Source organism: Sphingomonas sp. BLHR8, assembly GCF_056821725.1.
Genome location: NZ_JBPDIM010000001.1, coordinates 1169109 through 1192348, shown reverse-complemented (window position 1 = coordinate 1192348; position 23240 = coordinate 1169109). Strand labels below are relative to the sequence as shown.

Genomic DNA, 23240 nt, shown 5'->3' with positions numbered 1-23240 from the left:
ATGCGCCCGTCGATCCTCAACATGCTGTTCGCCGATGTCGCGTCGCGGCGGGGGGTGGGGCCGCAGCTCGCCAAGGCGCTCGAACGGCTAGATATCACGCGGACGCGCGACCTCCTGTTTCATCTGCCGACCGGGCGGATCGACCGGCAGCGGATCACGCGGCTCGACGACGCCGCGATCGGGCAGGGGGTGGTGATCGAGCTGACTGCGCGCCAGTACCGCCCGCCCTCCTCCCCGCGCGCGCCGTTCCGCGTCGACGCCTACGACAGCGCGGGCGATCATGTTGCGGTGGTGTGGTTCGGGCGCGCAACGGCCATGGCGAAAAAGGCGATGCCGTTGGGCGAGCCGCGGCTGGTGTGTGGGCGGCTCGACCAGTGGGGGGACATGCGGCAGATCGTGCGCCCCGATCAGGTGCTCGAACCCAAGGACACAATGGCCGCGCGGCTGCGTGAGAGCATCTACCCGCTGACCGAAGGCATCACCAACCCGCGCATGGGTGCGCTGGTAGGCGAGGCGCTGGCGGAGGTGCCAGAACTCACCGAATGGATCACGCCGAGCGTGCTCACCGCGCGCGGCTGGCCGGCATGGAGGGCGGCGCTCACTCGCGCGCATGCCGAACCACAGGACAGCGCGGCGCGCGACCGGCTCGCCTATGACGAGCTGTTCGCCGGGCAACTCGCGATCCTTCTGGTGAAGGCGGCAAGCCGCGCGCGGCGGGGCCGGCCGATCGTCGGCGACGGGCGGCTGCGGCGGCGGCTCAACTTGCCGTTCGCGCTGACCGGAGCGCAGCGCCGCGCCATTGCCGAAATCGACGGCGACATGGCGCAGGCCTCACCCATGCTGCGGCTGCTGCAAGGCGATGTCGGCTCGGGCAAGACGCTGGTCGCGCTGATGGCGCTGCTGGCGGCGGTGGAGGCAGGGACGCAGGGCGCCTTCCTCGCGCCGACCGAGATCCTCGCGCGCCAGCATCATGAGACGCTGCGACGCATGGCGGCGGGGACTGGGGTGGAGGTCGCGCTCCTGACCGGGCGGGACAAGGGCCGCGCGCGCACCGCGACGCTGATGGGCCTCGCCGATGGCAGCATCGACATCCTCGTCGGCACGCACGCGATCTTTCAGGAGACCGTGGACTACCGCGACCTCGGGGTGGTGATCGTCGATGAACAGCACAAGTTCGGCGTGGCGCAGCGGTTGATGCTGGCGCGCAAGGGCAGGGTGGCGCCGCACGTCCTGGCGATGACCGCCACGCCGATTCCGCGCACGCTGACGCTCGCTGCCTATGGCGAAATGGACCAGAGCCGGCTCGACGAGCGCCCGCCGGGGCGCACGCCGATCGATACGCGGGTAATGTCCGCCGACCGACTGGAGACGCTGGTGGAAGCGGTCGGGCGGCATCTCGCCAGTGGCCAGCGCGCCTATTGGGTGTGCCCGCTGGTCGAGGAGAATGAGGAGGCGAACGCCACCTCCGCCGAAGCGCGCGCGGCGGCGCTGAAGCTGCGCTTCGGGGAAAAGGTCGGGCTCGTCCACGGGCGAATGAAGGGGCCTGAGCGCGACGTCGTCATGGCGGATTTTCAGGCGGGGCGGGTGGCATTGCTGGTGGCGACGACGGTGATCGAGGTCGGCGTCGACGTCCCCGAGGCGACGCTGATCGTCATCGAGAACGCCGAGCGTTTCGGCCTCGCCCAGCTCCACCAGCTGCGCGGGCGGGTGGGGCGGGGGACGGGCGCATCGACATGCATCCTGCTGCGCGCCGGGACGATCAGCGACACCGCCAGGGCGCGGCTCGCGCTGCTGCGCGACAGCGACGACGGCTTCCGCATCGCGGAGGAGGATTTGAAGCTGCGCGGCGCGGGCGAATTGCTCGGCACGCGTCAATCGGGGGAGGCGGCGTTCGCGCTCGCCTCGCCCGAGCAAGTCGATCGGCTGATCGAGGTCGCGCGGGACGATGCGCGGATGCTGCTAGATCATGAAGGCGGGCTCGACGGACCGCGGGGTGAGGCGGCGCGAGTGCTGCTCTACCTTTTCGAGCGCGACGCCGGGGTGGCGATGCTGCGCGGGGGTTAGTCGTCGAGCCGCGCGCCCAAGGCGCGCAGCAGCGGCAGATAGTCGCGCTCGGGCACCTGTTCGAGGAAGTTCAGTCCGCTGCGCCCGCCCATCGACCAGATTACGACCGCGTGCGTCTTACCGAGCACCGGCAGCGACAACTGGCATCTTCCGCCCACCTCGAGCGGTGCATCGTAGCGCAGCAGCACACCGTCCGCGGAGATATTCACGATCGTCGCCATGACCATGCGCGCGCAGGGCAGGCACACCGCCACGCGCGCATAGACGTCGGTGCGCGGCGAGGTACGCTGGTCAACGCCGAGATAGGTCGCGCTCCCGATCGGGATCATACTGGTCCTCCGCCCCATCAGTTTGAGGGGCGAACCCTTACTTGTTCGTAAAAGGCGGTGGTGGACCCTGAAACAGGTTCAGGGTGACGGAGCTGGTGATAGTGTGGGCTTAGGCCCTCCCGCCCCCCGTCATGCTGAACTCGTTTCAGCATTCACGGCTGACCTCGCCGTCGAAGGTAGGACGCAGCCTCAGCCTTCCCGTTCGACCAGCCCGTGGCGTTTGGCGCCAAGCTGGATGCGCAGCGGCTCCGCACCCGGGGTCAGCCGCTGCATCGCATCGCGCACGACCTCACCGTCCACCCGGACTGCTCCCTCGGCGAGCTTGCGCTTAGCCTCATTGCCAGAGGCGACGAAGCCCAGTTCGCGCAGCGCCGCCGCGAGGGTGATCCCATCTGCAGGCGCGGTGGTCCGGGGGAGGGCATCGCCCCCGCCGCCGGCGAAGGCGCTCGTCGCCGTGGCGCGTGCCGCTTGCGCCGCCGCCTCGCCGCGGCACAAGGCGGTGGCGGCATCGGCGAGCACGATCTTGGCGGCGTTGATTTCCGCCCCCTCCAGCGCCTCCAGCCGCGCGATTTCGTCGAGCGGCAGGTCGGTAAACAGCCGCAGGAAGCGGCCGACGTCACGGTCGTCAGCGTTGCGCCAGAACTGCCAGTAATCATAGGCGGGCAGCATTGCTTCGTTGAGCCACACCGCGCCCGATACGCTCTTGCCCATCTTGGCGCCGTCGGCGGTGGTGATGAGCGGCGTCGTCAGCCCGAACACCTCCGCGCCATCCATCCGGCGGTTCAATTCGACCCCGTTGACGATGTTACCCCATTGATCGGAGCCGCCCATCTGCAGCCGCACCCCATGCGCCTGCCGCAAGTGGCGGAAGTCGTAACCCTGCAGGATCATGTAGTTGAATTCGAGGAAGGTCATCGGCTGCTCGCGCTCGAGGCGGAGCTTGACCGAATCGAAACTGAGCATGCGGTTGACGGTGAAGTGCCGCCCGACAAGCTCCAGCATCTCGATATAGCCGAGCTCGCCCAGCCAGTCCTGATTGTTGACCAGTACCGCGTCGGTCGGGCCATCGCCGAACGTCAGAAAATGCTCGAACGCCGTACGGATCGAGGCAATGTTCACGTTGATGCTGTCGACGTCGAGCATCTTGCGCACTTCGTCCTTGCCCGTCGGGTCGCCGATGCGCGTGGTGCCGCCGCCCATCAGCACCACGGGTTTGTGCCCTGCCTGCTGAAGCCGGCGCAGCAGCATGATCGAGACGAGATTGCCGACGTGCAGCGACGGCGCAGTCGCGTCAAAGCCGACATAGCCCGTCACGACTTCACGCCCCGCCAGCGCATCGAGCGCCTCCGCATCGGTCGCCTGATGAATATAGCCGCGCGCGTCGAGCAGGCGGAGGAGGTCGGACGTGTAGGCACTGGTCATGATGGGGCGGCGCATAACAGCGCGCGCGGCGCTTGCCAAAGCGGCGCTGCTTTGGGCAGGGCGGCGCGATGTTGAGGCTCACCGCGCACCCGTCCGCCCCTTGTGACGACCTGATCGTCAGCGCCCTTGCCGAACGCGGCGCCGGGGGCGCGATCGCGCTGCGCTGGCGGGTGGAGGGGGCGGTCGACACGATCGTCTGGCCCCCCGCCGCCAGCGGCCGTGCCGACGAGCTGTGGCGCACGACGTGCTTCGAAGCGTTTGTCGCGCCGGTCAACGCGAGCGGCTATGTCGAGCTCAACCGCTCGCCTTCGGGCGCGTGGGCCGCGTACCAGTTCGACGACTATCGCGCGGGGATGCGCGAGTATTCGGTGATCGGCACCGCCTTTTCCGCGGCGCGGGGCAACACCCACGCCGAATATGGCTTCGCGACGCGTCTGCCAGGAATGGCGGATGATTGGCAGGTCGGCCTTGCCGCGGTGATCGAGCGGAACGATGGGCGGCTGCACTATTTCGCGCTCGAACATGTCGGCGGCCGCCCCGACTTTCACGACCGCGCTGGGTTCGCGCTGACGCTGGCCGAAGGGGAGGGCGCATGAGCGTTGCGTTTGGGCTCGATCGCCTGCTTGTGGAGCCGGAGCTGCGCCGATCGCTCGCAGGACAGCGGGTCGCGCTGCTGGCGCACCCGGCTTCGGTCACCGCCGACCTCACCCACGCACTCGATGCGCTAGTAGCGGCGGGGGTCAAAGTCACCGCGGCGTTCGGCCCGCAGCACGGCCTGCGCGGCGACAAGCAGGACAATATGGTCGAGTCGGACGATTTCACCGACCCGCGCCACAACATCCCGGTGTTCAGCCTTTATGGCGAGCATCGCCGTCCGACCGGCCAGTCGATGGACACGTTCGACGTGCTGCTGGTCGACCTCCAGGACCTCGGCTGCCGCATCTATACGTTCGTGACGACGCTGCTTTACGTGCTCGAAGCGGCGGCAAAGCATGGCAAGCGGGTGGTGGTGCTCGATCGCCCCAATCCTGCGGGTCGCCCGATCGAGGGGCTGACGCTGCGCCTCGGTTGGGAGAGCTTCGTCGGCGCGGGGCCGATGCCGATGCGGCACGGCATGACGCTGGGGGAGATGGGGCGCTGGTTTATCGCCACCAGCCGCCTCGACGTCGAATATGAGGTGGTGACGATGACCGGCTGGGCGCCCGACGATGCGCCGGGGTTCGGCTGGCCGACCGAGCGGGTGTGGATCAACCCCAGCCCCAACGCCGCCAACCTCAACATGGCGCGCGCCTATGCCGGGACGGTGATGCTCGAAGGCACGACGCTCAGCGAAGGGCGCGGCACGACGCGGCCGCTCGAACTGTTTGGCGCGCCCGACATTGATCCGGTTGCGATCATGCAGGCGATGGAGCGGCTCGCGCCCGAATGGCTGGCGGGATGCCGCTTGCGCGAGGTGCATTTCGAGCCGACCTTCCACAAGCATCAGGGGACGCATAACCGCGGGGTGATGATCCACGCCGAGGGTCCGTGGTACGACCATGCCGCGTTCCGGCCGTGGCGGCTGCAGGCGCTGGCATTCAAGGCGATCCGCGAGTTCGCCCCCGACTACCCGCTGTGGCGCGACTTCCCCTACGAATATGAGTTCGACAAGCTCGCTATCGACGTCATCAACGGCTCACCCCTGCTGCGCGAATGGGTCGACGATGCGGGCGCGACGCCGGCGGACCTGGACGCGCTGACCACCGCCGACGAGGCCGCTTGGGCGGAGGAGCGGCGAGCGCATCTGATCTATTGATGTCGGCTTGACCGAGGTTGCGCCGCGGCACAGACCGTCCGCCTCATCACGGAGTCACGCAATGCCCGGACCTCTCCACGGCCTTCGCATCGTCGAGTTTGCGGGCATCGGCCCCGGCCCGTTCGCAGCCATGATGCTCGCAGACCATGGCGCGGAGATCATCCGCATCGATCGTCCGTCCGGCGGGATGTTTCATCCCAAGGACCCGCTGTCCCGCAACCGGCGGTCGATCGCCGTCGATATGAAGCGGCCCGAAGGGGTGGCGCTGGCACGGCGCATCGCGGCCCGCGCCGACGGTCTCATCGAAGGCTATCGCCCAGGGGTGATGGAGCGGTTGGGGCTTGGGCCAGAGGTGCTGCTCGGCGACAATGAAAAGCTCGTTTACGGGCGGATGACCGGCTGGGGACAGAGCGGGCCGTGGCACCACATGGCGGGCCACGACATCAACTATATCGCGCTGTCGGGCGTCCTCCACACCATCGGTCGCGAAGGCGAGCGGCCGGTGCCGCCGGTCAATTATCTCGGCGATTTCGGCGGGGGCGGGATGATGCTCGCCTACGGGATGCTCGCCGCGCTGCTGCACGTCGCGCGGGGCGGCGAAGGGCAGGTGGTCGATGCGGCCATGACCGACGGGTCGGCGCTGCTCGCAGGGATGACCTGGGGCTTCCACGCAATGGGGTTCTGGTCCGATCGCGCGGGCGTCAATCGCCTCGACGGGGGCGCGCCCTATTACGACACCTACGCCTGCGCCGACGGAAAATTCATCGCGGTCGGCGCGATCGAGCCGCAATTCTACGCTTTGCTGCGCGAGAAGACCGGGCTCGACGCCGATCCCGACTTCGACGCGCAGGACGACGCGGCGGGCTGGCCCAATCTGAAGGCAAAGCTCGCCACACTGTTCGCGACGCGGCCGCGCGATGAATGGGCGGCGCTGTTCGACGGGAGCGACGCGTGCGTCGCGCCGGTGCTGTCGCTGGCCGAGGCGCCATTGCACCCGCACAATGTCGCGCGAGACACCTTTATCGAGGTCGACGGCACGGTCATGCCCGCCCCGGCCCCGCGCTATTCCGTGACGGCTGCGGATCATCCGCGTGCAGCGCCGCGTGCGGGCGCCGACGGGGACGCGATCCTTGCCGACATGGGTATGGCCGGCGAAGAGGTCGCGTCGCTTAGAGCCGCCGGTGTGATCGTCTGAGCGCGTTCAGGCGAAGACGGCGAACAGCGCGTCGAGCAGCTCCTTGCGTTCGCTCGCCGGGATCATTTCCGCAAACAGCTGCGGCGTGACGCCGCCCGGTGGCCGCAGGTCGAGGCGCATGTTCCAATCGGGAAAGGCGCGGCGTTCGGCGGGGCGGTCATAAACGACCTCCAGATCCTGATGGCGGGGATCGGAGCGGAGCCGACCCAAGAGGTCTTCGATCGCTTCCGGCACGCCCTCGACCACCTGCACGATGTCGATGCCGTCGGAGAGCAGCAGCCCGGTGACGCCATCGAGCGCATTGTTGCGGCGGGATGAAAGCGCAATCATTTCGAGATCGCTCGGCGTCATCGGAGTAACCGCCCGGCTTCGGTAAGCAAGGGCGCGCAATGGCAATTCGTGGCTCATGACAACAGACATCCGGAGGCGCCAACCCGCGGGCGCGGATTCAATCTAGCAGAGCATGCCGTCAAATGCATTGGAAAAGCGAGTGACGCAGACTCAAGCGTCGCCGCGTACGGATGGTGAGCCCTGCTGGGTTCGAACCAGCGACCTACTGATTAAAAGTCAGTTGCTCTACCGACTGAGCTAAGGGCCCGCACCGCTGCCGCGTCCGTTAGGGCCATCGTGGTCCAAGTCAACCGCGGCGCGGTCGGCGCGTTGCGAGCCGGTGGTGGAAGTGAGTGACCTGGAAGGCTGCGTGGAGTCTTGCGCGAGGCGCGATTTGGTTGAGCGGCGCAAGCGCGAAACTCCGCCGAGCCAGTTCGCGGTGCGGGATGGCGAGCGCGCGCGAGCGCCACGTTCCGCCGCTCCACCACAAGATGTCGAGATCGAGCACGCGGTCGCCCCAGCGTCGGCCGGCGCGTCGACCGAAATCGTGCTCGATGTGTTTGAGCAGCGCGAGCAGGTCGGGCGGGGCGAGGGGGGAGCGGATGAGCGCGGCGGCATTGGCAAAGCGGCGCTCCGCAGGGCCGAGCGGCGCGCTGGCGATGATCTGCGACAGGCGCTCGACCTCTAATCCGCGTGAGACCATCGCCCCCGCGGCCGCGCGCAACACCTCGGGTGGCGAACCGTGACGGTGGTGACGGCGGTTGGAGCCGAGGCCGATGGCGTAGAGCCACGGCGCGCCGCTTGCGCGGCTCACCGGGTGGCTCCAAGGCGATGAAAATGGAGCGCCCCATCCCCTTTCAGACGCCGGTGCCAGAGCATGAGCCGTCGGCCGACTGCCCCCGCTGCCCGCGGCTGGTGGCTCTGCGCGAGGCGTTGCGATTGGAGCATCCCGACTGGTGGAACGCGCCGGTGCCGGCATTCGGCGATCCTAAGGCCTGGCTCGGTTTCGTCGGGCTCGCACCGGGCAAGCATGGCGCGAACCGCACCGGGCGGCCGTTTACCGGCGATTACGCGGGCGATCTGTTGTTCGATACCCTGTTGAAGTGCGGGCTCGCGCGCGGCACCTACCGCGCCGAACCCGACGACGGTTTCGAGCTGATCGGGGTGGCGATCCTCAATTCGGTCAAATGCCTGCCGCCGCAGAACAAGCCCGAGCCGAGCGAGGTCGCCAATTGCGCGCCCTTTTATGCGGCACAGCGGGCGGCGCTGCCGACGCTCAGGGTCGAGATCGCGCTCGGGCGCATCGCCCACGACACCGCGGTGCGCAATGCGGGCGGGCGGCTCAGCGCTTACCCCTTCGCCCACGGCGCGGTGCACCGGCTGCCCGACGGGATGGTGCTGGTCGATAGCTATCACTGCTCGCGTTATAATCAGAACACCGGGCGCCTGACGCCTGCGATGTTCCAAGCGGCGGTCCGCACCGCCATCGCTCAGCGGGATGCGCTTGTGCGGGCGGCGGCGAGCGGGCCGAATTCGGCGACTAGCGCTTCGTAGAGCGGCCGTTTGAACGGCACGATCAGCTCGGGCAGCTCTTCCATCGCGCTCCAGCGCCAGTCGTTGAACTCGGGGTGCGGCTGTTCGATGTCGACGTCGGCATCGCGACCGATGAAGCGCAGCAGGTACCAATGCTGGCGCTGGCCGCGATATTTGCCGCCCCACAGGGTCTTCGCCACCGCATGGGGAATGTCGTAATCGTAGGGCGCACGGCAGCAGGCAATCAGCTCGAGATGCTCGCGCCTGATGCCGGTCTCCTCCTCGAGCTCCCGGTAGAGCGCGGTCTCGGGCTCCTCGCCGTCGTCCACGCCGCCCTGGGGCATCTGCCAGGCGTCGAGTTCCTTGTTGTCGATGCGCCGTCCGACGAAGACGCGGCCTTCGGCGTTGACGACCATCGCGCCGACGCCGGGGCGGTAGGGGAGATCCTCGTGGCTCATGCGGCCGCGCCGGCGGCTTCGTCGGCGAGGCTCTTCAAGGCGAGGATCATGCCGTCGATGTCGGCGGCGGTGGAGGGGATCGCCTTGCGCAGTTGGACGAAGCCATGGATCGACCCTGCCGCCTCGCGAAAGATGTGCGTGACGCCATCTTGCGCGAGGCGCGCGGCGTAAGCGCGACCCTGATCGCGGATCGGGTCGAGACCGGCGGTGACGACCACCGTCGGCGGCATGCCCTTCTGGCTGTGCAGTGCAGGCGACGTGTGATGGTGCGCGGGGTCGGGGGCGTAGGCCTCGCCGAACCACTGCATCCCCTCGCGCGTCAGCAGATAGCCTTCGGCGAAATCGTCGAAGCTCGGATGTTCGTTGGCCATGTCGGCGGCCGGGTAGATGGCAAGCTGCGCCGCGACCGCCACCGGCGCGGGATTATCGCGCAAGGCCATCGCCGTGACGATGGCGAGATTGCCACCGGCGCTGTCGCCCGAGAGGTAGAGCGCGGTGGCGGGGCGGCCCAGCTCAGCGGGGGAGGAGGCGGTCCAGCGGGTCGCCGCCTCGCAATCCTCGGGCGCGGCGGGCCAGGGATGCTCCGGCGCGAGGCGGTAGTCGACCGCGACGACCGGGACATCGAGCATCTCCGCCATGCGCGCGCAGAAGGGCTCGTGCGTATCGAGGTCGCCGATGACGAAGCCGCCGCCGTGGAAGAACACCATCACCGGCCCCGGCCCGCGATGGTCCCGCGCGTCGTAAAGGCGCAGCGGGATGTCGCCCGCCGGACCGGGGCAGCTAAGGTCTCGGACGACCGCGAGCGGGCGAGCGTCCTCATCGGCGATCGGTCGCATCATGCGAAACATCGTGCGCGCGTCGGCGGCGCTCATCTCGTGCATCTTGGGGCCGGGTTGCGCGTTGAGGAAGTCGAGGAAAGCCCGCACGTCGGCGCGCACGAAAGGTGCGCCATCGTTGGTCGTCGCTTCGCTCATCACCGCTCTCCCGTTGTCGTCGTGGCTCTTGCGCGCTCGACGCTAGGCCAGCAAAATCCATTTGTCGCGGCTTGCCTAGCGGGCGTATGGCCGGACGACTGCGCAAAACTCGCGAAAAGGTTGCATCGTTCATGGCCGAGGCCGTTCCCGCCGTTACGGAAATCACCGCTGCCGAGGCGAACGCGCTACCGCCGCGGGAGTCGGTGGTGGTGCGCTTTGCCGGCGACAGCGGCGACGGGATGCAGCTCACCGGCGGCCAGTTCACGCTGTCGACCGCGCTGACCGGCAACGATCTCGCCACCTTCCCCGACTTTCCGGCGGAGATTCGCGCGCCGCAGGGGACGCTGTTCGGGGTGTCGGCGTTCCAGATCAACTTCGGCTCCGACGTCATCGAAACCGCGGGCGATGCGCCCGACGTGCTGGTGGCGATGAACCCCGCGGCGCTCAAGACCAATCTTGCCGCGCTGGTGCCGGGGGGTACGATCATCGCCGACACCGGCGAGTTTTCGAAGCGCAACCTCGACAAGGCGAAGTATGACGCCAACCCGCTCGAGGACGGCAGCCTCGCGGCGTTCAACCTGATCCCGATCGACATCAGCGCGCGCACGCTGGAGGCGGTGAAGCCCTTCGGCCTCGGCAACAAAGAGGCGCTGCGCTGCAAGAATATGTGGACGCTCGGCCTCGCGTTGTGGATGTTTGACCGCGACCGGGCGCCGTTGATCAAGTGGCTCGAGGGCAAGTTCGCCAAGAAGGCGGAGCTGGCGCAGGCCAATATCGCCGCCTTGAACGCCGGCCACGCCTATGGCGAGACGGTGGAGCTGGGCGGTCAGCTGCACCGCACGCATATCGCGCCGGCGCCGGTTGCACCTGGCCTCTATCGCACGATGACCGGAGCCGAAGCCGTGGCGCTCGGCCTCGTTGCTGGCGCCCAGCTTGCGGGATTGCCGATGTTCTTCGGCGGCTATCCGATCACGCCGGCGAGCTCGATCCTGCATTACCTCTCCGGCCTCAAGGAATATGGCGTCACGACTTTTCAGGCCGAGGACGAGATCGCCGCGATCGCCAGCGCGATCGGCGCGAGCTATGCGGGGAGCCTCGGCGTGACCTCGTCGTCGGGGCCGGGGATTGCGCTCAAGACCGAGGCGATGGGCCTCGCGATCATGACCGAGCTACCGCTGGTGATCGTCAATTCGCAGCGCGGGGGGCCGTCGACCGGGCTCCCCACCAAGACAGAGCAAAGCGACCTCTATCAGGCGGTGTACGGCCGCAACGGCGACGCGCCGCTGCCGGTGATTGCGGCGCGCTCGCCCGGCGACGCGTTCGATTGCGCCATCGAGGCATGCCGCATTGCGGTGCAGTATATGACGCCGGTGATGCTGCTCACCGACGGTTACATCGCCAACGCCGCCGAGCCGTGGAAGGTGCCTGACCTCGAAGGCTACGAGCGGTTCCCCGTGCGCTTTACGACCGAAGCGCCGGCCGACGGCTTCCTCCCATACGCGCGCAACGAGCGCATGGCGCGGCCGTGGGTGAAGCCGGGAACACCCGGCTTGATGCACCGCATCGGCGGCATCGAGAAGGCGGCGGGCACGGGCAACATCGATTATTCGCCGAGCAACCATCAAGCGATGACTGAAATCCGCCGCGACAAGGTGCTCGGTATCGCAGTGCCCGATCAGCAGGTCGAGCAAGGCGCGGCCGGCGACGGCATTGCCATCGTTGGCTGGGGTTCGACCTATGGCCCGATCGCGCAGGCGGTGCGGCGCGCACGCCACCGCGGTTCCTCGGTGGCGCACATCCACATCCGCCACATCTGGCCGCTGCCTGCAAACTTGGGCGAGCTGCTCAAGAGTTTCGAGCATGTCATTGTTCCAGAAATGAATACCGGCCAGCTGAAGACGCTGCTTCGCGACCAATTTCTGGTCGATGCGAAGCCGCTCAACAAGGTGTCGGGCCAGCCCTTCACCATCGGTGAGATCGAGACAGCGATCCGCCAACTCGACCGCACCGGTGATGCGCCCGAAGAGGTAGAATACAGCGAAACCCAATTGCCCAGCCCCGAGGCGGTGAACCCATGAACGACATGACCCCCATCGCTCGCGCATCGTCGCCCAAGGATTGGGAGACCGACCAGGAGGTTCGCTGGTGCCCCGGTTGCGGCGACTATGCGATCCTCAAGGCGGTGCAGCGCACCATGCCGGAGATTGGCGCCGACCCCGCCAAAACGGTGTTCGTCAGCGGCATCGGCTGTTCGTCGCGCTTCCCCTACTACATGAATACCTACGGTTTCCACACCATCCACGGTCGCGCGCCAGCGGTGGCGACGGGGGTGAAGCTCGCCAATCCGGAGCTCGACGTGTGGATCATCACCGGCGACGGCGACGCGCTGTCGATCGGAGGCAACCACAGCTTTCATATCCTGCGTCGCAATCTCGACTGCCAGATCCTGCTGTTCAACAACGAGATCTACGGGCTGACCAAGGGTCAATATTCGCCCACCAGCGCGGTCGGGACGCGCACGCCTTCGACGCCCTACGGTTCGGTAGATCGCCCGGCGCAGGCGGCGGCTTTTGCGCTCGGCGCGGGCGCGCGGTTCGTAGCGCGCGCCTACGACGTCGCCAAAGAGCTGCCAAATGTTCTCAAGGCCGCGCACGCGCACAAGGGCGCGGCCTTTGTCGAAATATATCAGAACTGTATCGTCTATAACGACGACGTGTTCGCAGGTTTCACCGAAAAGGCGAACCAGCATCTTCAACTGTGGGTGAGCCACGGCCAGCCGATGTTATTCAACAAGGGCACACAGGGGTTGAGCCTCGATCGCAACCGGCTCGAACTGCGGGTGGTCGATGTGACCGACGGCGACTGGCAGGGGGCGGGGGTGCTGGTGCATGACGTCACCAACCGCGCGGTCGCGAACATGCTGATCGACATGCCGTTCGGTGAGTTTCCGATCGCTTTGGGCGTCCTCTACGACGACCCGCGTCCGACGTTCGAGGCGGCGGTGATGGCGCAGAATGCGGCGGCGAGCGAAGGCAAGACCGCCGACCTCTCCGCGCTTCTAAAGAAGGGCCAGACCTGGCAGGTCGAAAAGCAGCCGCGCATTGTCTGAGCCGACCGCGCGCGTGAGCGACACGCCGACCATTCTCTGGCTGCGGCGCGACCTGCGGCTTGCGGATCAGGCGGCGGTGTTGGCGGCCGCGGAAGAGGGGCCGGTGGTGCCCCTCTACGTGCTCGACGACGTCGGGCCGGGCGTGCGGCCGATGGGTGGCGCATCGCGCTGGTGGCTGCACCATAGCCTTGCGCGCCTAAGCGAGGCGCTCGCGGAACGTGGTTCGCAGCTGATCCTCCGGCGGGGCGCTTCGGCGGACGTCATCGCCGAGGTCGCGGCGGAGGTCGGCGCGACGCGAGTGCATGCGCTGAGGCACTACGAGAGCTGGTGGCGCACGGCTGAGGCGGCAGTGGCTGAAAGGCTCGACCTTGTCCTGCACGACGGCAATTATCTGGCGCCGCCGGGGAGCGTGACGACCGGCGGGCGACCCTATCGCATCTACACGCCGTTTTGGCGCGCGCTGTCGTCGCGCATGCCGCCGCCGAAGCCGCAGCCCGCCCCTGAGCGAGTACCAGCACCGGCGGCATGGCCACGCAGCGATCGACTCGACGATTGGGATCTGCTGCCGACGCGGCCCGACTGGGCGGGCGGGCTGCGCGAGATGTGGCAGCCCGGCGAAGCGGGCGCGGCGGCGCGGCTCGATACCTTCCGCGGGCGCGTTGCGGCCTATGCCACCGCGCGCAATCTGCCCTCGGAGCCGGGCACCGCGGCGATCTCGCCGCACCTCCATTTCGGCGAGATCAGCGCGGCGCAGGCTTGGCATCAGGGCGGCGCGGCGGGGAGCGCGACGTGGGCCTCGGAACTGGCGTGGCGGGACTTTGCGCAGAATCTGATCGTGCAGTTTCCCGACTACGCGCGGGTCAATGGGCGGCGGCGGTTTGACGCGTTTCGCTGGCGCGAGGGGGCGGAGGCGGAGGCCGACCTCGCCGTGTGGCAGCGGGGTGAAACCGGCTACCCGATCGTCGATGCCGGCATGCGCCAGCTGTGGGCGATCGGCTGGATGCACAACCGCGTGCGGATGATCGCCGCGAGCTTCCTCATCAAGCACTTGCTGATCGACTGGCGACTTGGCGAAGAGTGGTTTTGGGACTGCCTGGTCTGCGCCGATTACGGCAACAACTGCACCAACTGGCAGTGGGTCGCGGGCACCGGCGTCGACTCGAGCATGTTCAGCCGGATCATGGCGCCGATCGGCCAGTCGGAGAAGTTCGCCGCGGGCGACTATATCCGCCGCTGGGTGCCTGAATTGGCGCACCTCTCGAGCGAGGTCATCCACGATCCCGAGGCCGCCGGGGTGCGGCCCGCGAACTATCCGCCGCCGCGCATTGGCCATCGCGAAGCGCGCGAGCGGGCGCTCGCGGCCTACGCCGCGCTGCCGCGGGAGGCCTAGCCTTCGACGCGGACGAAGGCGGTGCTGGCGAAGTCGCTGGCGAGAAGATCGGCGACCGCTTCGCCGACCACCGCCGGCTCCTTCACCCGCAGCGCGTCTTCACCGGGGAAGGCGCGCGCGCGCATGGTGGTGCGGGTGGCGCCGGGGTCGACAATCGCGGTGCGCACGTTGGAAATGCGCGCCATTTCGTCGCCGAACGTCGCGATGAGATTCTCTAGCGCAGCCTTCGACGCCGCGTAGGGTCCCCAGTAGGCGCGCGGGGTGCGCACGACGCTGCTCGTCAGCGCGACGACGCGGCCGGCATCGCTTCGGCGCAGCAGCGGCTCGAATGCGGCGATCAGGCCGTGCTGGGCAATGACGTTGAGGGTGAACAGGCGGCCGACCTCGGCCATGTCCGACGACGCGAGCGGCGCCAGCGTGCCGAGGCCGGCGGCGTTGAGCACCAGCATGTCGAGCCGCTCCCACCGCTGCGCCACCGCGCCGGCGAGTCGGGAGACGCCCTCGCCATCGGTGATGTCGAGCGGGACGATGGTCGCGGTTCCACCTGCGCTGTGGATGGCGTCCTCGACCGCTTCGAGGTCGGTCGCCTTGCGCGCGACGAGAATGACATGCGCGCCGCGCGCGGCGAGCGAATGCGCAATGGCGGCGCCGATCCCGCGGCTGGCGCCGGTGACGAGCGCGACGCGCCCTGCGAATGCGCCGCTCATCCGGCGACGCGCTCGGCGATCAGCGCGAGCTGGTCGGGCTCGCCCATCTCGTCCTGATCGGTCAGGCGGGTGGGGTAGTCGCCGGTGAAGCAGGCATCGCAATGGCGCGGGCGGGCCGGGTCGCGGCCACTCTCCCCGACGGCGCGATACAGCCCGTCGATCGACAGAAAGGCGAGGCTGTCGGCCTGGATATAGGCCTTCATCTCCTCGAGATTATGTACCGCGGCGAGCAGCTTGGAACGCTCTGGCGTGTCGACGCCATAGTAGCAGCTGTGGCGCGTCGGCGGGCTGGCGATGCGCATGTGCACCTCCGCCGCGCCCGCTTCGCGCATCATCTGCACGATCTTGAGGCTGGTGGTGCCGCGCACGATGGAATCGTCGATGAGGACGATACGTTTGCCCGCGACGAGCGCGCGATTGGCGTTGTGCTTGAGCTTGACGCCGAGGTGGCGGACCTGGTCGCCCGGTTGAATGAAGGTGCGGCCGATATAGTGCGAGCGGATGATGCCGAGCTCGAAGGGAATGCCGCTCGCCTGCGCAAAGCCGATCGCCGCGGGGGTGCCGCTGTCGGGAACGGGCACAACGAGGTCGGCCTCGACCGGCGATTCGAGCGCAAGCTGCGCCCCGATCGCCTTGCGCACCGCGTAGACGCTGGTGCCGCCGACGATCGAATCAGGGCGCGAGAAATAGACGTGCTCGAAAATGCAGGGGCGCGGCTGGTAGCTGCCGAAGGGTCGGTGGGAGCGAACTTCGCCGTCGGTGACGATGATCAGCTCACCCGGCTCGACTTCGCGGACGAACTCGGCGCCAACCACGTCGAAGGCGACAGTTTCAGAGGCGAACAGCACGGCATCGCCCACCCGCCCCATCACCAGCGGGCGCACGCCGAGCGGGTCACGGCAGGCGATCATGCCTTCGGCGGTGAGACAGATGAGGCTGTAAGCGCCCTCGATCTGGCGGAGCGCGTCGATGAAGCGGTCGATCAGCGTCCGATAGCCCGACGTCGCGACGAGGTGGATGATGCATTCGGTGTCGCTGGTCGACTGAAAGATCGAACCCCGCCGCACAAGTTGCCGGCGCAGACTCGCGGCGTTGGTGAGGTTGCCGTTGTGCGCGACGGCGAAACCGCCCGAGGACAGGTCGGCGAACAGCGGCTGGACATTGCGCAACGCCGACGCGCCCGTCGTCGAATAGCGCACGTGCCCGACCGCGCTGGTGCCCGAGAGACTGTCGATCACCGGCCCGCTGTCGAAATTGCCGGCGACGTGACCCATCGCCCGGCGGGCATGAAATTCGACCCCGTCGAAGCTGACGATCCCCGCCGCCTCCTGTCCGCGGTGCTGCAGCGCGTGGAGGCCGAGCGCGGTCATGGCCGACGCCGAGGGGGTGCCATAGACGCCGAACACGCCGCACTCTTCGCGCAGTTTGTCGTCGTCGAACGGATGCGTCGTCAGCATGAGCGCGCGCTTTCGTGGATTCGGGGACCGCGGGGGTGGGGCGCATATAGGAACGCGCGTCTCACTTGTCGCCCCCGTATCGTCGCTCGGATGTCTCGAAGGGGGAGCGCTGTCCGCGCCGGCCGGTTGACGTTCACGTCAACGTCAATTAGCCATCGGGCCATGGCGAGCGAATATGGCCAATCGCATATCGACACGGTCGACGAGGCCGGCCGCGAACATTATTCGATCACCGACCTGTCGGCGGAGTTCGGCGTTACCGCGCGCGCGCTGCGCTTCTATGAGGACGAGGGGCTGATCGCGCCTGCTCGGCGCGGCATCGCCCGCATTTACTCGAAGCGCGATCGTGCGCGGCTGGCGTGGATCCTGCGGGCCAAGCGGGTGGGCTTCAGCCTGTCCGCCATTCGCGAGATGATCGACCTCTACGATGTCGGCGACGATCGCCGGACGCAGCGGCAGGTGACGATCGACCGCTGCCGCGAGCGGATCGAGTTTTTGAAAGGGCAGCGCGCCGACATCGACAGCTCGATCGACGAGCTCGAACAGTTCATCGATATCGTTCGCTCCGCCCGCGACAAACACTGAGAATTTCAGGCGACCCGACGCAAGGTCGGGCGTTGCTCTCCCAACCATCGACACCAAGGACATTTCGATGCCGAGCTACAAGGCCCCCGTCACCGACACCATGTTCATCCTCAACGAGGTGATCGGGCTCGAACGCTACGCCAACTTGCCCGGTTTCGCGGCGGCGAGCCCGGACATGGTCGAAGCGGTGGTGGCGGAGGCCGGCCGCTTTTGCGGCGACGTGCTCGCGCCGCTCAACGCGGTCGGCGATCGCGAGGGCTGCACGCGCCACCCGGACGGCAGCGTCACCACGCCGACCGGCTTCAAGTCCGCGTTCGACCAGTTCGTCGAGGGCGGCTGGCCGCTGCTGACGCTGCCGGAAGAGTTCGGCGGGCAGGGCATGCCGCACGTCGTCGGCTGCGTGATGGAGGAGTTCACCAACGCCGCCAACCAGGCCTTCGCCATGTATCCGGGGCTGACGCAGGGCGCGGTCGCAGCGATCCTCGCCAAGGGGTCGGACGAGCAGAAGGCGAAATATGTGCCGTCGATGGGGTCGTGCAAATGGGGCGGCACGATGAACCTCACCGAGCCGCATTGCGGCACCGACCTCGGCCTCATCCGCACGCGCGCGGTGCCCAACGGCGACGGCAGCTATGCGGTGACGGGTACGAAGATCTTCATCTCGTCGGGCGAGCACGACCTTACCGAGAACATCGTCCACCTCGTCCTCGCCAAGCTGCCCGACGCGCCGGACACGGTGAAGGGCATAAGCCTGTTCATTGTGCCCAAGTTTTTGGTCAACGACGACGGCTCGCTGGGCGCGCGCAACGGCGTCAGCTGCGGCTCGATCGAGCACAAGATGGGCATTCACGGCAATTCCACCTGCGTCATGAACTATGACGGCGCGACGGGTTACCTTGTCGGCGAGGAGAACAAGGGCCTCGCCGCGATGTTCATCATGATGAACGCGGCGCGGCTGGGGGTCGGCATTCAGGGCCTCTCGCAGGGCGACGCGGCGTATCAGAACGCCGTCGCCTATGCGCAGGAGCGGCGACAGGGCCGCGCGCTGACCGGGCCGCAGGATCCGGAGGCGAAGGCCGATCCGCTGTTCGTCCACCCGGACATTCGCCGCATGCTGATGCGCGCCAAGGCGGTGACCGAGGGGCTTCGCGCGCTGTGCCTGTGGGGCGGGCTGCAGGTCGACCTCAGCCACCACGCGGCAACCGACGAGGAACGCCAGGCCGCCGACGACCTGATCAGCCTGCTCACCCCGGTCATTAAGGGTTATGGCACCGACATGGGCTACGCCATCGCCACCGATGCGCAGCAGGTGCTGGGCGGCCACGGCTACATCGAGGAATGGGGCATGAGCCAGTTCGTGCGCGATGCCCGGATCACGATGATCTACGAGGGCGCCAACGGCGTGCAGGCGATGGACCTCGTCGGTCGCAAGCTCACACAGAATGGCGGGCGCGCGATCCAGGCTTTCTTCGCGCTGGTCGACGCCGAGGCCGCGGAGGCGAAGAGCGACGCCAACCTCGCCGACTTTGCGACGCGGCTCGAAAAGGCGAATGGCGAGCTTAAGGCGGCGACGATGTGGTTCATGCAGAACGGCATGGCCAACCCCAACCACGTCGGCGCGGGCGCGCATCCCTACATGCACATCGTGGGCATCGTCGCGCTGGGGCTGATGTGGCTGCGCATGGCCAGGGCGGCGAGTGCGGGCCTGAGCGCCGGGTCTGGCGATGCCACCTTCTACAATGCCAAGCTCACCACCGCGCGCTTCTTTGCCGAGCGGGTGATGCCGCAGGCCGGCGCGTTGCGGCGCGAGATCGAGGCGGGGGCGGATGCGCTGATGGGGCTGGCGCCGGAGCATTTCGTCGCGGCGTGACGGTGGCGTAGCCAGCTTCCGTCACCCTGGACTCGTTTCAGGGTCCGTCCCGCACCGCCGCGGCGGATGCTGAAACAAGTTCAGCATGACGGGGCGGGGTGGGAGAGGGTAAGGTGAGCGGGTGTCCACCCCACTCGCCCTTTACGTCCACTGGCCGTTCTGCGTCGCCAAATGCCCCTACTGCGATTTCAACAGCCACGTCCGCGCAAGCGTCGACCAGGCGGCTTGGCGCGATGCGCTGCTGACCGACTTAGCGCATGAGGCGGCGCGGTTCGGTCAACGGCGCACGGTCGACAGCATCTTTTTCGGCGGCGGCACGCCGTCGTTGATGCCGCCCGCCACCGTCGCGGCGGTGATCGATGCGGCGGGGCGGCATTTCGACCTCGCACCCGATGTCGAAATTACGCTGGAGGCGAATCCGAGTTCGGTCGAGGCGGCGAACTTTGCCGGTCTGGCGGTGGCCGGGGTCAACCGCGTGTCGCTGGGGCTGCAGGCGCTCGACGATGCGGCGCTGACGTTCCTCGGACGGGTGCATCGGCTTAGCGAGAGCCTTGCCGCGCTCGATCTCGCGCAACGGCATTTCCGGCGGGTCAGCATCGATCTGATTGCAGCGCGTCCGGGACAGGGCCTCAAGGCTTGGGAGGCCGAACTGGCGCGTGGTCTGGCCTTCGGCACCGGGCACATCTCAATCTACCAGCTGACGATCGAGCCGGGCACACGCTTTGCGACGCTCGCGGCGAAAGGCCAGCTGGCGCTGCCCGACGAGGAGCTGGCAGCGGACATCTACGCCGCGACCGACGCGATGACCGCTGCGGCGGGGCGGCCGGCGTACGAAATCTCGAACCACGCCGCGCCGGGGCAGGAGAGTCGGCACAATCTCCACTATTGGCGCTACGACGATCATCTCGCGATCGGGCCGGGCGCGCATGGCCGTGCGCTCGGCGAAGCGCGGGTGCGGCATCGCAAACCCGAAAACTGGATCGCGGCGGTCCAGCGCGACGGGCATAGCGTGAAGGAGCGGGTGTCGCTCGACCCCGTTACCCGCGCGAACGAAGCGTTGTTGATGGGGCTGCGGCTGGTCGAGGGCGTCGAACTCGCCCGCATCGCCGCGCTGAGCGGCGTGCCCCGGAACGCGCTCGTCGATGAATCTGCGGTCGAGCGCCTGGCGCGAATGGGGATGGTCGCGCAGCAAGGGGACCGCCTTCGTGTCCGTCGCGCGGGGCGACTGCTGCTCGACCATATCCTTGGCGAAATCGTGCTGGGCGGAGAGGTGTCCGCGCCGGCGCCTTCGACGGATGCTGCTGTTGCTGTTGCCGGGCGCGACGTCGCGGCGGCGCGGCCGTGAAGGCCCTGCTGGCGCGCTGGCACGACAGGCTGGCGCTGGAGCAACGCCGCTCGCCCCACACGGTGCGTGCCTATGTCGCCGCGGCCGAGCGGTTGCGTGCATTTCTGGCGAGCTATGATGCGGCCACGGTCGATGAGGCGCGGCTGCGTGCGGTGGATGCGACGACGCTGCGCGCTTTTCTTGCCGAGCGGCGCGCGGGGGGGCTTGCCGCGAGTTCAGCGGCGAGGGAACTGTCGGCGGTGCGTGCATTCCTGCGCTTTGTTCGCGGCGAGCGCGAAGCGTTGCCTGCGGTGCGCGGCCCCAAGGTGCGTCGCGGCCTCCCGCGACCGGTCGCGCCGAGCGACATTCACGCACTCGCGAACGACGCCCGCGACGAGGCGAGCGCGCCGTGGATCGGTGCCCGTGATCTGGCGCTGGTTCTGCTGCTTTACGGTGCGGGCTTGCGCGTGGCCGAAGCGCTGGCGCTGAATGGCGACGCACTCGCCGCGCTCGATGTGCTGCGCGTGACGGGCAAGCGGGGCAAAGCCCGCGCGGTCCCGCTGCTCCCGGTCGTACGCGATGCGGTCCGGGCTTACGCTCAGGCGGCACCGTTTCGCATCGCTGCCGACACGCCGCTGTTTCTGGGCGCGCGGGGGGATCGGCTCGACCCCGCCGTGGTCCGCCGCGCGGTGCGCCGCGCGCGCCGCAGCCTCGGCCTCGACGAGCGCGCCACGCCGCACGCGCTGCGCCACAGCTTTGCGACGCATCTGCTGGCCCGAGGGGCGGACCTGCGCAGCCTCCAAGAATTGCTCGGTCATGCGAGCCTGCGTTCGACGCAGATCTACACCGGCGTCGACACCGCGTGGTTGCTCGACGTTTACGCCAGCGCCCACCCGCGCGGCTAGGCGGCTTGTCACGCCGCGCCGCCCCGCTATCTCAGTGGCAAGCCGCAACAGCGGCTCAAGACGCAAAGCGAGAGAGATGATCGAAAGCGCCGAACCTGCAGCCGAAAGCGCACGTCGCTGGCATGATTTCGACTATGCCGCGCGGTTCGACCATCCGGTCGCGTGGGACGAACAGTTCCAGCCGACCACGTTGGTCGCTATGTTCGAGCGGTCGGCGGCGCGGCATGCCTCCCGCGCGATGATCGATTTTTATGGGCGCAACTATCGTTACGCCGAGGTGCTGGAGAGCGTGCGCCGCGTCGCGCGCGGATTGCAGGATCTGGGCGTGGGGAAGGGCGACCGGGTGGGCCTCTACCTCCCCAACGTGCCGCATTATGTCGCGGCCTATTACGGCGCTCTGAGCGCTGGGGCGACCGTGGTCAATTTCTCCCCGCTCTACACCGTTGAGGAACTTGCGCACCAGGTCGAGGATTCGGGGACGCGCATCCTGTTCACCCTGTCGGCAAAGGCGCTGCTGCCCAATGCGCTCAAGGTGCTGGAGGCGAGTTCGCTCGAGCGTCTGGTGGTCGGGTCGGTCGCCGGCGGCCTCGGCGGCGTGAAGCGGGCGCTGTTCCACTATTTTAAGTCGCGCGAGGTGATCTCGGTCCCCGACGATCCGCGCATCTGCCGCTTCTCCGCGCTGATCGACAATGACGGTCGCCCGACGCGCGCCGACGTCTCGCCCGACGATGTCGCCTTGATCCAGTACACCGGCGGCACCACCGGCACGCCAAAGGGCGCGCGGCTAAGCCACGCGAACCTCAGCACCAATGCGGCACAGGTCGTCGCGATCGACCACGATCGCGCGATGGATGATCGTATCGTCGGCGTGCTGCCATTCTTCCATGTGTTCGCGAACACCTGTGTGCTCAACCGGACGGTGATGAACGGCGGGCGGATCGTGATGCTGCCCCGCTTCGATGCCGGTGCGACGCTGGCGGCGATCAAACGCACCCGTGCGACCGCGCTGCCGGGCGTTCCGACCATGTTTCAGGCGCTGCTCGACCACCCCGACATCGGCAAGACCGATTTTTCGAGCCTGCGCGTGTGCATTTCGGGGGGTGCGCCGATGCCGCCCGAACTCAAGGCGCGGTTCGAGGCGGCGACGCAGTCGAGCGTGGTCGAAGGCTATGGCCTCACCGAAAGCAGCGGGGTCGTGTCGGTCAACCCCTATGTCAGCGGGGGGAAGCCGGGGACGATCGGCCAGCCACTTCCCGGCACGCGCGTGCGTCTCGCCGATCGTGACGACAGCCAGCGCCCCGCCGCCGACGGCGAACCGGGCGAGTTGCTCGTGAAGGGGCCACAGATCATGCAGGGCTACTGGAACCGGCCCGAGGCCGACGCCGACAGCTTCACGTCCGACGGGTGGCTACGCACGGGAGACGTCGCCACGATCGACAGTGACGGCTACATCCGGATCGTCGATCGCCTGAAAGACATGATCGCGGTCGGCGGATTCAAGGTTTATCCGAGCACGATCGAAGCGGCGATGCGCAAGCACGCCGGCATCAAGGAGGCGTTGGTGCTGGGGGTGCCCGACCCCTATCGCGGTGAAGTCCCCCGCGCCTACGTAACGCTCGAGGATGACGCGACCGGCTGCGGCGAGGACGCGTTGCGCGATTGGCTCAATGGGCAGCTTGGCAAGCATGAGCGGGTCGACCGCGTGGTCGTCCGTAGCGAATTGCCCAAGACGATGATCGGCAAGCTCGACCGCAAGGCGCTGCGTGCTGAAGTGGCGCAAGGGGGCTGACGGG

General features: G+C 67.9%; 21 protein-coding genes and 1 tRNA gene. 13 read left to right on the top strand and 9 right to left on the bottom strand.

The genetic code is table 11. The features are described from left to right. A complete protein-coding gene (gene recG, locus ACRYJK_RS05920) occupies positions 1-2064 on the top strand; it encodes an ATP-dependent DNA helicase RecG (protein ID WP_482666618.1) in 2064 nt (687 codons plus the stop codon). On the opposite strand, the gene ACRYJK_RS05915 is transcribed toward recG, so the two are convergent. Continuing rightward, positions 2061-2393, bottom strand: coding sequence for a PilZ domain-containing protein (locus ACRYJK_RS05915; RefSeq protein ID WP_482666617.1), 333 nt, complete (start codon positions 2391-2393; stop codon positions 2061-2063). The two genes, recG and ACRYJK_RS05915, sit on opposite strands and share 4 nt — an antisense overlap. Before the next feature lie 189 nt (positions 2394-2582). Then, on the bottom strand, positions 2583-3830 hold the full coding sequence (tyrS, locus tag ACRYJK_RS05910) for a tyrosine--tRNA ligase (RefSeq protein WP_482666616.1): 1248 nt from the start codon (positions 3828-3830) through the stop codon (positions 2583-2585). A gap of 53 nt (positions 3831-3883) precedes the next feature. Between tyrS and ACRYJK_RS05905 the strand changes: the two genes are divergently transcribed. The 3 genes from ACRYJK_RS05905 (at position 3884) to ACRYJK_RS05895 (ending at position 6805) form a co-directional block, all read left to right on the top strand. Further along, a complete protein-coding gene (locus ACRYJK_RS05905) occupies positions 3884-4411 on the top strand; it encodes a DOMON-like domain-containing protein (protein WP_482666615.1) in 528 nt (175 codons plus the stop codon). Continuing rightward, the gene (locus tag ACRYJK_RS05900; RefSeq protein WP_482666614.1) at positions 4408-5610 is read left to right on the top strand and encodes an exo-beta-N-acetylmuramidase NamZ family protein; all 1203 of its coding nucleotides are present in this window, start codon (positions 4408-4410) and stop codon (positions 5608-5610) included. The genes ACRYJK_RS05905 and ACRYJK_RS05900 overlap by 4 nt, the downstream gene beginning before the upstream one ends. Positions 5611-5671: 61 nt before the next feature. After that, a complete protein-coding gene (locus ACRYJK_RS05895) occupies positions 5672-6805 on the top strand; it encodes a CaiB/BaiF CoA transferase family protein (protein ID WP_482666613.1) in 1134 nt (377 codons plus the stop codon). Between the two features lie 6 nt (positions 6806-6811). Here the strand turns inward: ACRYJK_RS05895 and ACRYJK_RS05890 are convergent, their stop codons facing one another. The 3 genes from ACRYJK_RS05890 to folK form a co-directional block, all read right to left on the bottom strand. Beyond that, a complete protein-coding gene (locus tag ACRYJK_RS05890) occupies positions 6812-7213 on the bottom strand; it encodes a BLUF domain-containing protein (RefSeq protein WP_482666612.1) in 402 nt (133 codons plus the stop codon). 114 nt (positions 7214-7327) lie between these two features. Next, a tRNA-Lys gene (locus ACRYJK_RS05885) sits at positions 7328-7403 on the bottom strand. Between the two features lie 39 nt (positions 7404-7442). Beyond that, positions 7443-7949 (bottom strand): 2-amino-4-hydroxy-6-hydroxymethyldihydropteridine diphosphokinase, encoded by a 507-nt coding sequence (gene folK, locus ACRYJK_RS05880; protein ID WP_482666611.1) that lies wholly within the window; start codon positions 7947-7949, stop codon positions 7443-7445. Positions 7950-7972: 23 nt separating this feature from the next. On the opposite strand from folK, the gene ACRYJK_RS05875 reads away from it, so the two are divergent. Further along, positions 7973-8689, top strand: coding sequence for a uracil-DNA glycosylase (locus tag ACRYJK_RS05875; protein WP_482666610.1), 717 nt, complete (start codon positions 7973-7975; stop codon positions 8687-8689). Here ACRYJK_RS05875 and ACRYJK_RS05870 read toward each other — a convergent pair. Both ACRYJK_RS05870 and ACRYJK_RS05865 read right to left on the bottom strand, forming a co-directional pair. Beyond that, positions 8626-9126: an RNA pyrophosphohydrolase gene (locus tag ACRYJK_RS05870; RefSeq protein ID WP_482666609.1), complete on the bottom strand. Its 501-nt coding sequence runs from the start codon at positions 9124-9126 to the stop codon at positions 8626-8628. The genes ACRYJK_RS05875 and ACRYJK_RS05870 overlap by 64 nt on opposite strands. Next, positions 9123-10100, bottom strand: a complete 978-nt coding sequence (locus ACRYJK_RS05865; protein WP_482666608.1) for an alpha/beta hydrolase — start codon at positions 10098-10100, stop codon at positions 9123-9125. The genes ACRYJK_RS05870 and ACRYJK_RS05865 overlap by 4 nt, the downstream gene beginning before the upstream one ends. Positions 10101-10231: 131 nt before the next feature. On the opposite strand from ACRYJK_RS05865, the gene ACRYJK_RS05860 reads away from it, so the two are divergent. Genes ACRYJK_RS05860 through ACRYJK_RS05850 form a run of 3 tightly spaced genes read left to right on the top strand, consistent with a single transcriptional unit; the run spans position 10232 to position 14599 of the window. Beyond that, positions 10232-12178, top strand: coding sequence for a 2-oxoacid:acceptor oxidoreductase subunit alpha (locus ACRYJK_RS05860; RefSeq protein ID WP_482666607.1), 1947 nt, complete (start codon positions 10232-10234; stop codon positions 12176-12178). After that, positions 12175-13209 (top strand): 2-oxoacid:ferredoxin oxidoreductase subunit beta, encoded by a 1035-nt coding sequence (locus ACRYJK_RS05855; protein WP_482666606.1) that lies wholly within the window; start codon positions 12175-12177, stop codon positions 13207-13209. Before ACRYJK_RS05860 ends, ACRYJK_RS05855 begins: the two co-directional genes overlap by 4 nt. After that, entirely contained in the window at positions 13202-14599 is a 1398-nt protein-coding gene (locus tag ACRYJK_RS05850) for a cryptochrome/photolyase family protein (protein ID WP_482666605.1), read from the top strand. Before ACRYJK_RS05855 ends, ACRYJK_RS05850 begins: the two co-directional genes overlap by 8 nt. Here the strand turns inward: ACRYJK_RS05850 and ACRYJK_RS05845 are convergent. Together ACRYJK_RS05845 and purF are read right to left on the bottom strand one after the other, a co-directional pair. Continuing rightward, entirely contained in the window at positions 14596-15306 is a 711-nt protein-coding gene (locus ACRYJK_RS05845; RefSeq protein ID WP_482666604.1) for an SDR family NAD(P)-dependent oxidoreductase, read from the bottom strand. The genes ACRYJK_RS05850 and ACRYJK_RS05845 overlap by 4 nt on opposite strands. Further along, positions 15303-16763, bottom strand: a complete 1461-nt coding sequence (gene purF / locus ACRYJK_RS05840) for an amidophosphoribosyltransferase (RefSeq protein ID WP_482666603.1) — start codon at positions 16761-16763, stop codon at positions 15303-15305. The genes ACRYJK_RS05845 and purF overlap by 4 nt, the downstream gene beginning before the upstream one ends. Before the next feature lie 162 nt (positions 16764-16925). On the opposite strand from purF, the gene ACRYJK_RS05835 reads away from it, so the two are divergent. From ACRYJK_RS05835 to ACRYJK_RS05815, 5 genes are all read left to right on the top strand, one after another. After that, positions 16926-17348, top strand: coding sequence for a MerR family transcriptional regulator (locus tag ACRYJK_RS05835; protein ID WP_482666602.1), 423 nt, complete (start codon positions 16926-16928; stop codon positions 17346-17348). Positions 17349-17415: 67 nt separating this feature from the next. Continuing rightward, on the top strand, positions 17416-19218 hold the full coding sequence (locus ACRYJK_RS05830; RefSeq protein WP_482666601.1) for an acyl-CoA dehydrogenase C-terminal domain-containing protein: 1803 nt from the start codon (positions 17416-17418) through the stop codon (positions 19216-19218). A 121-nt stretch (positions 19219-19339) separates the two neighbouring features. Continuing rightward, entirely contained in the window at positions 19340-20563 is a 1224-nt protein-coding gene (hemW, locus tag ACRYJK_RS05825) for a radical SAM family heme chaperone HemW (RefSeq protein ID WP_482666600.1), read from the top strand. Next, positions 20560-21447 (top strand): tyrosine-type recombinase/integrase, encoded by an 888-nt coding sequence (locus ACRYJK_RS05820; protein ID WP_482666599.1) that lies wholly within the window; start codon positions 20560-20562, stop codon positions 21445-21447. The genes hemW and ACRYJK_RS05820 overlap by 4 nt, the downstream gene beginning before the upstream one ends. Before the next feature lie 76 nt (positions 21448-21523). After that, complete coding sequence (locus ACRYJK_RS05815; protein WP_482666598.1) at positions 21524-23236, top strand: long-chain-fatty-acid--CoA ligase; 1713 nt, start codon at positions 21524-21526, stop codon at positions 23234-23236. The last annotated feature ends 4 nt before the right edge of the window (positions 23237-23240 follow it).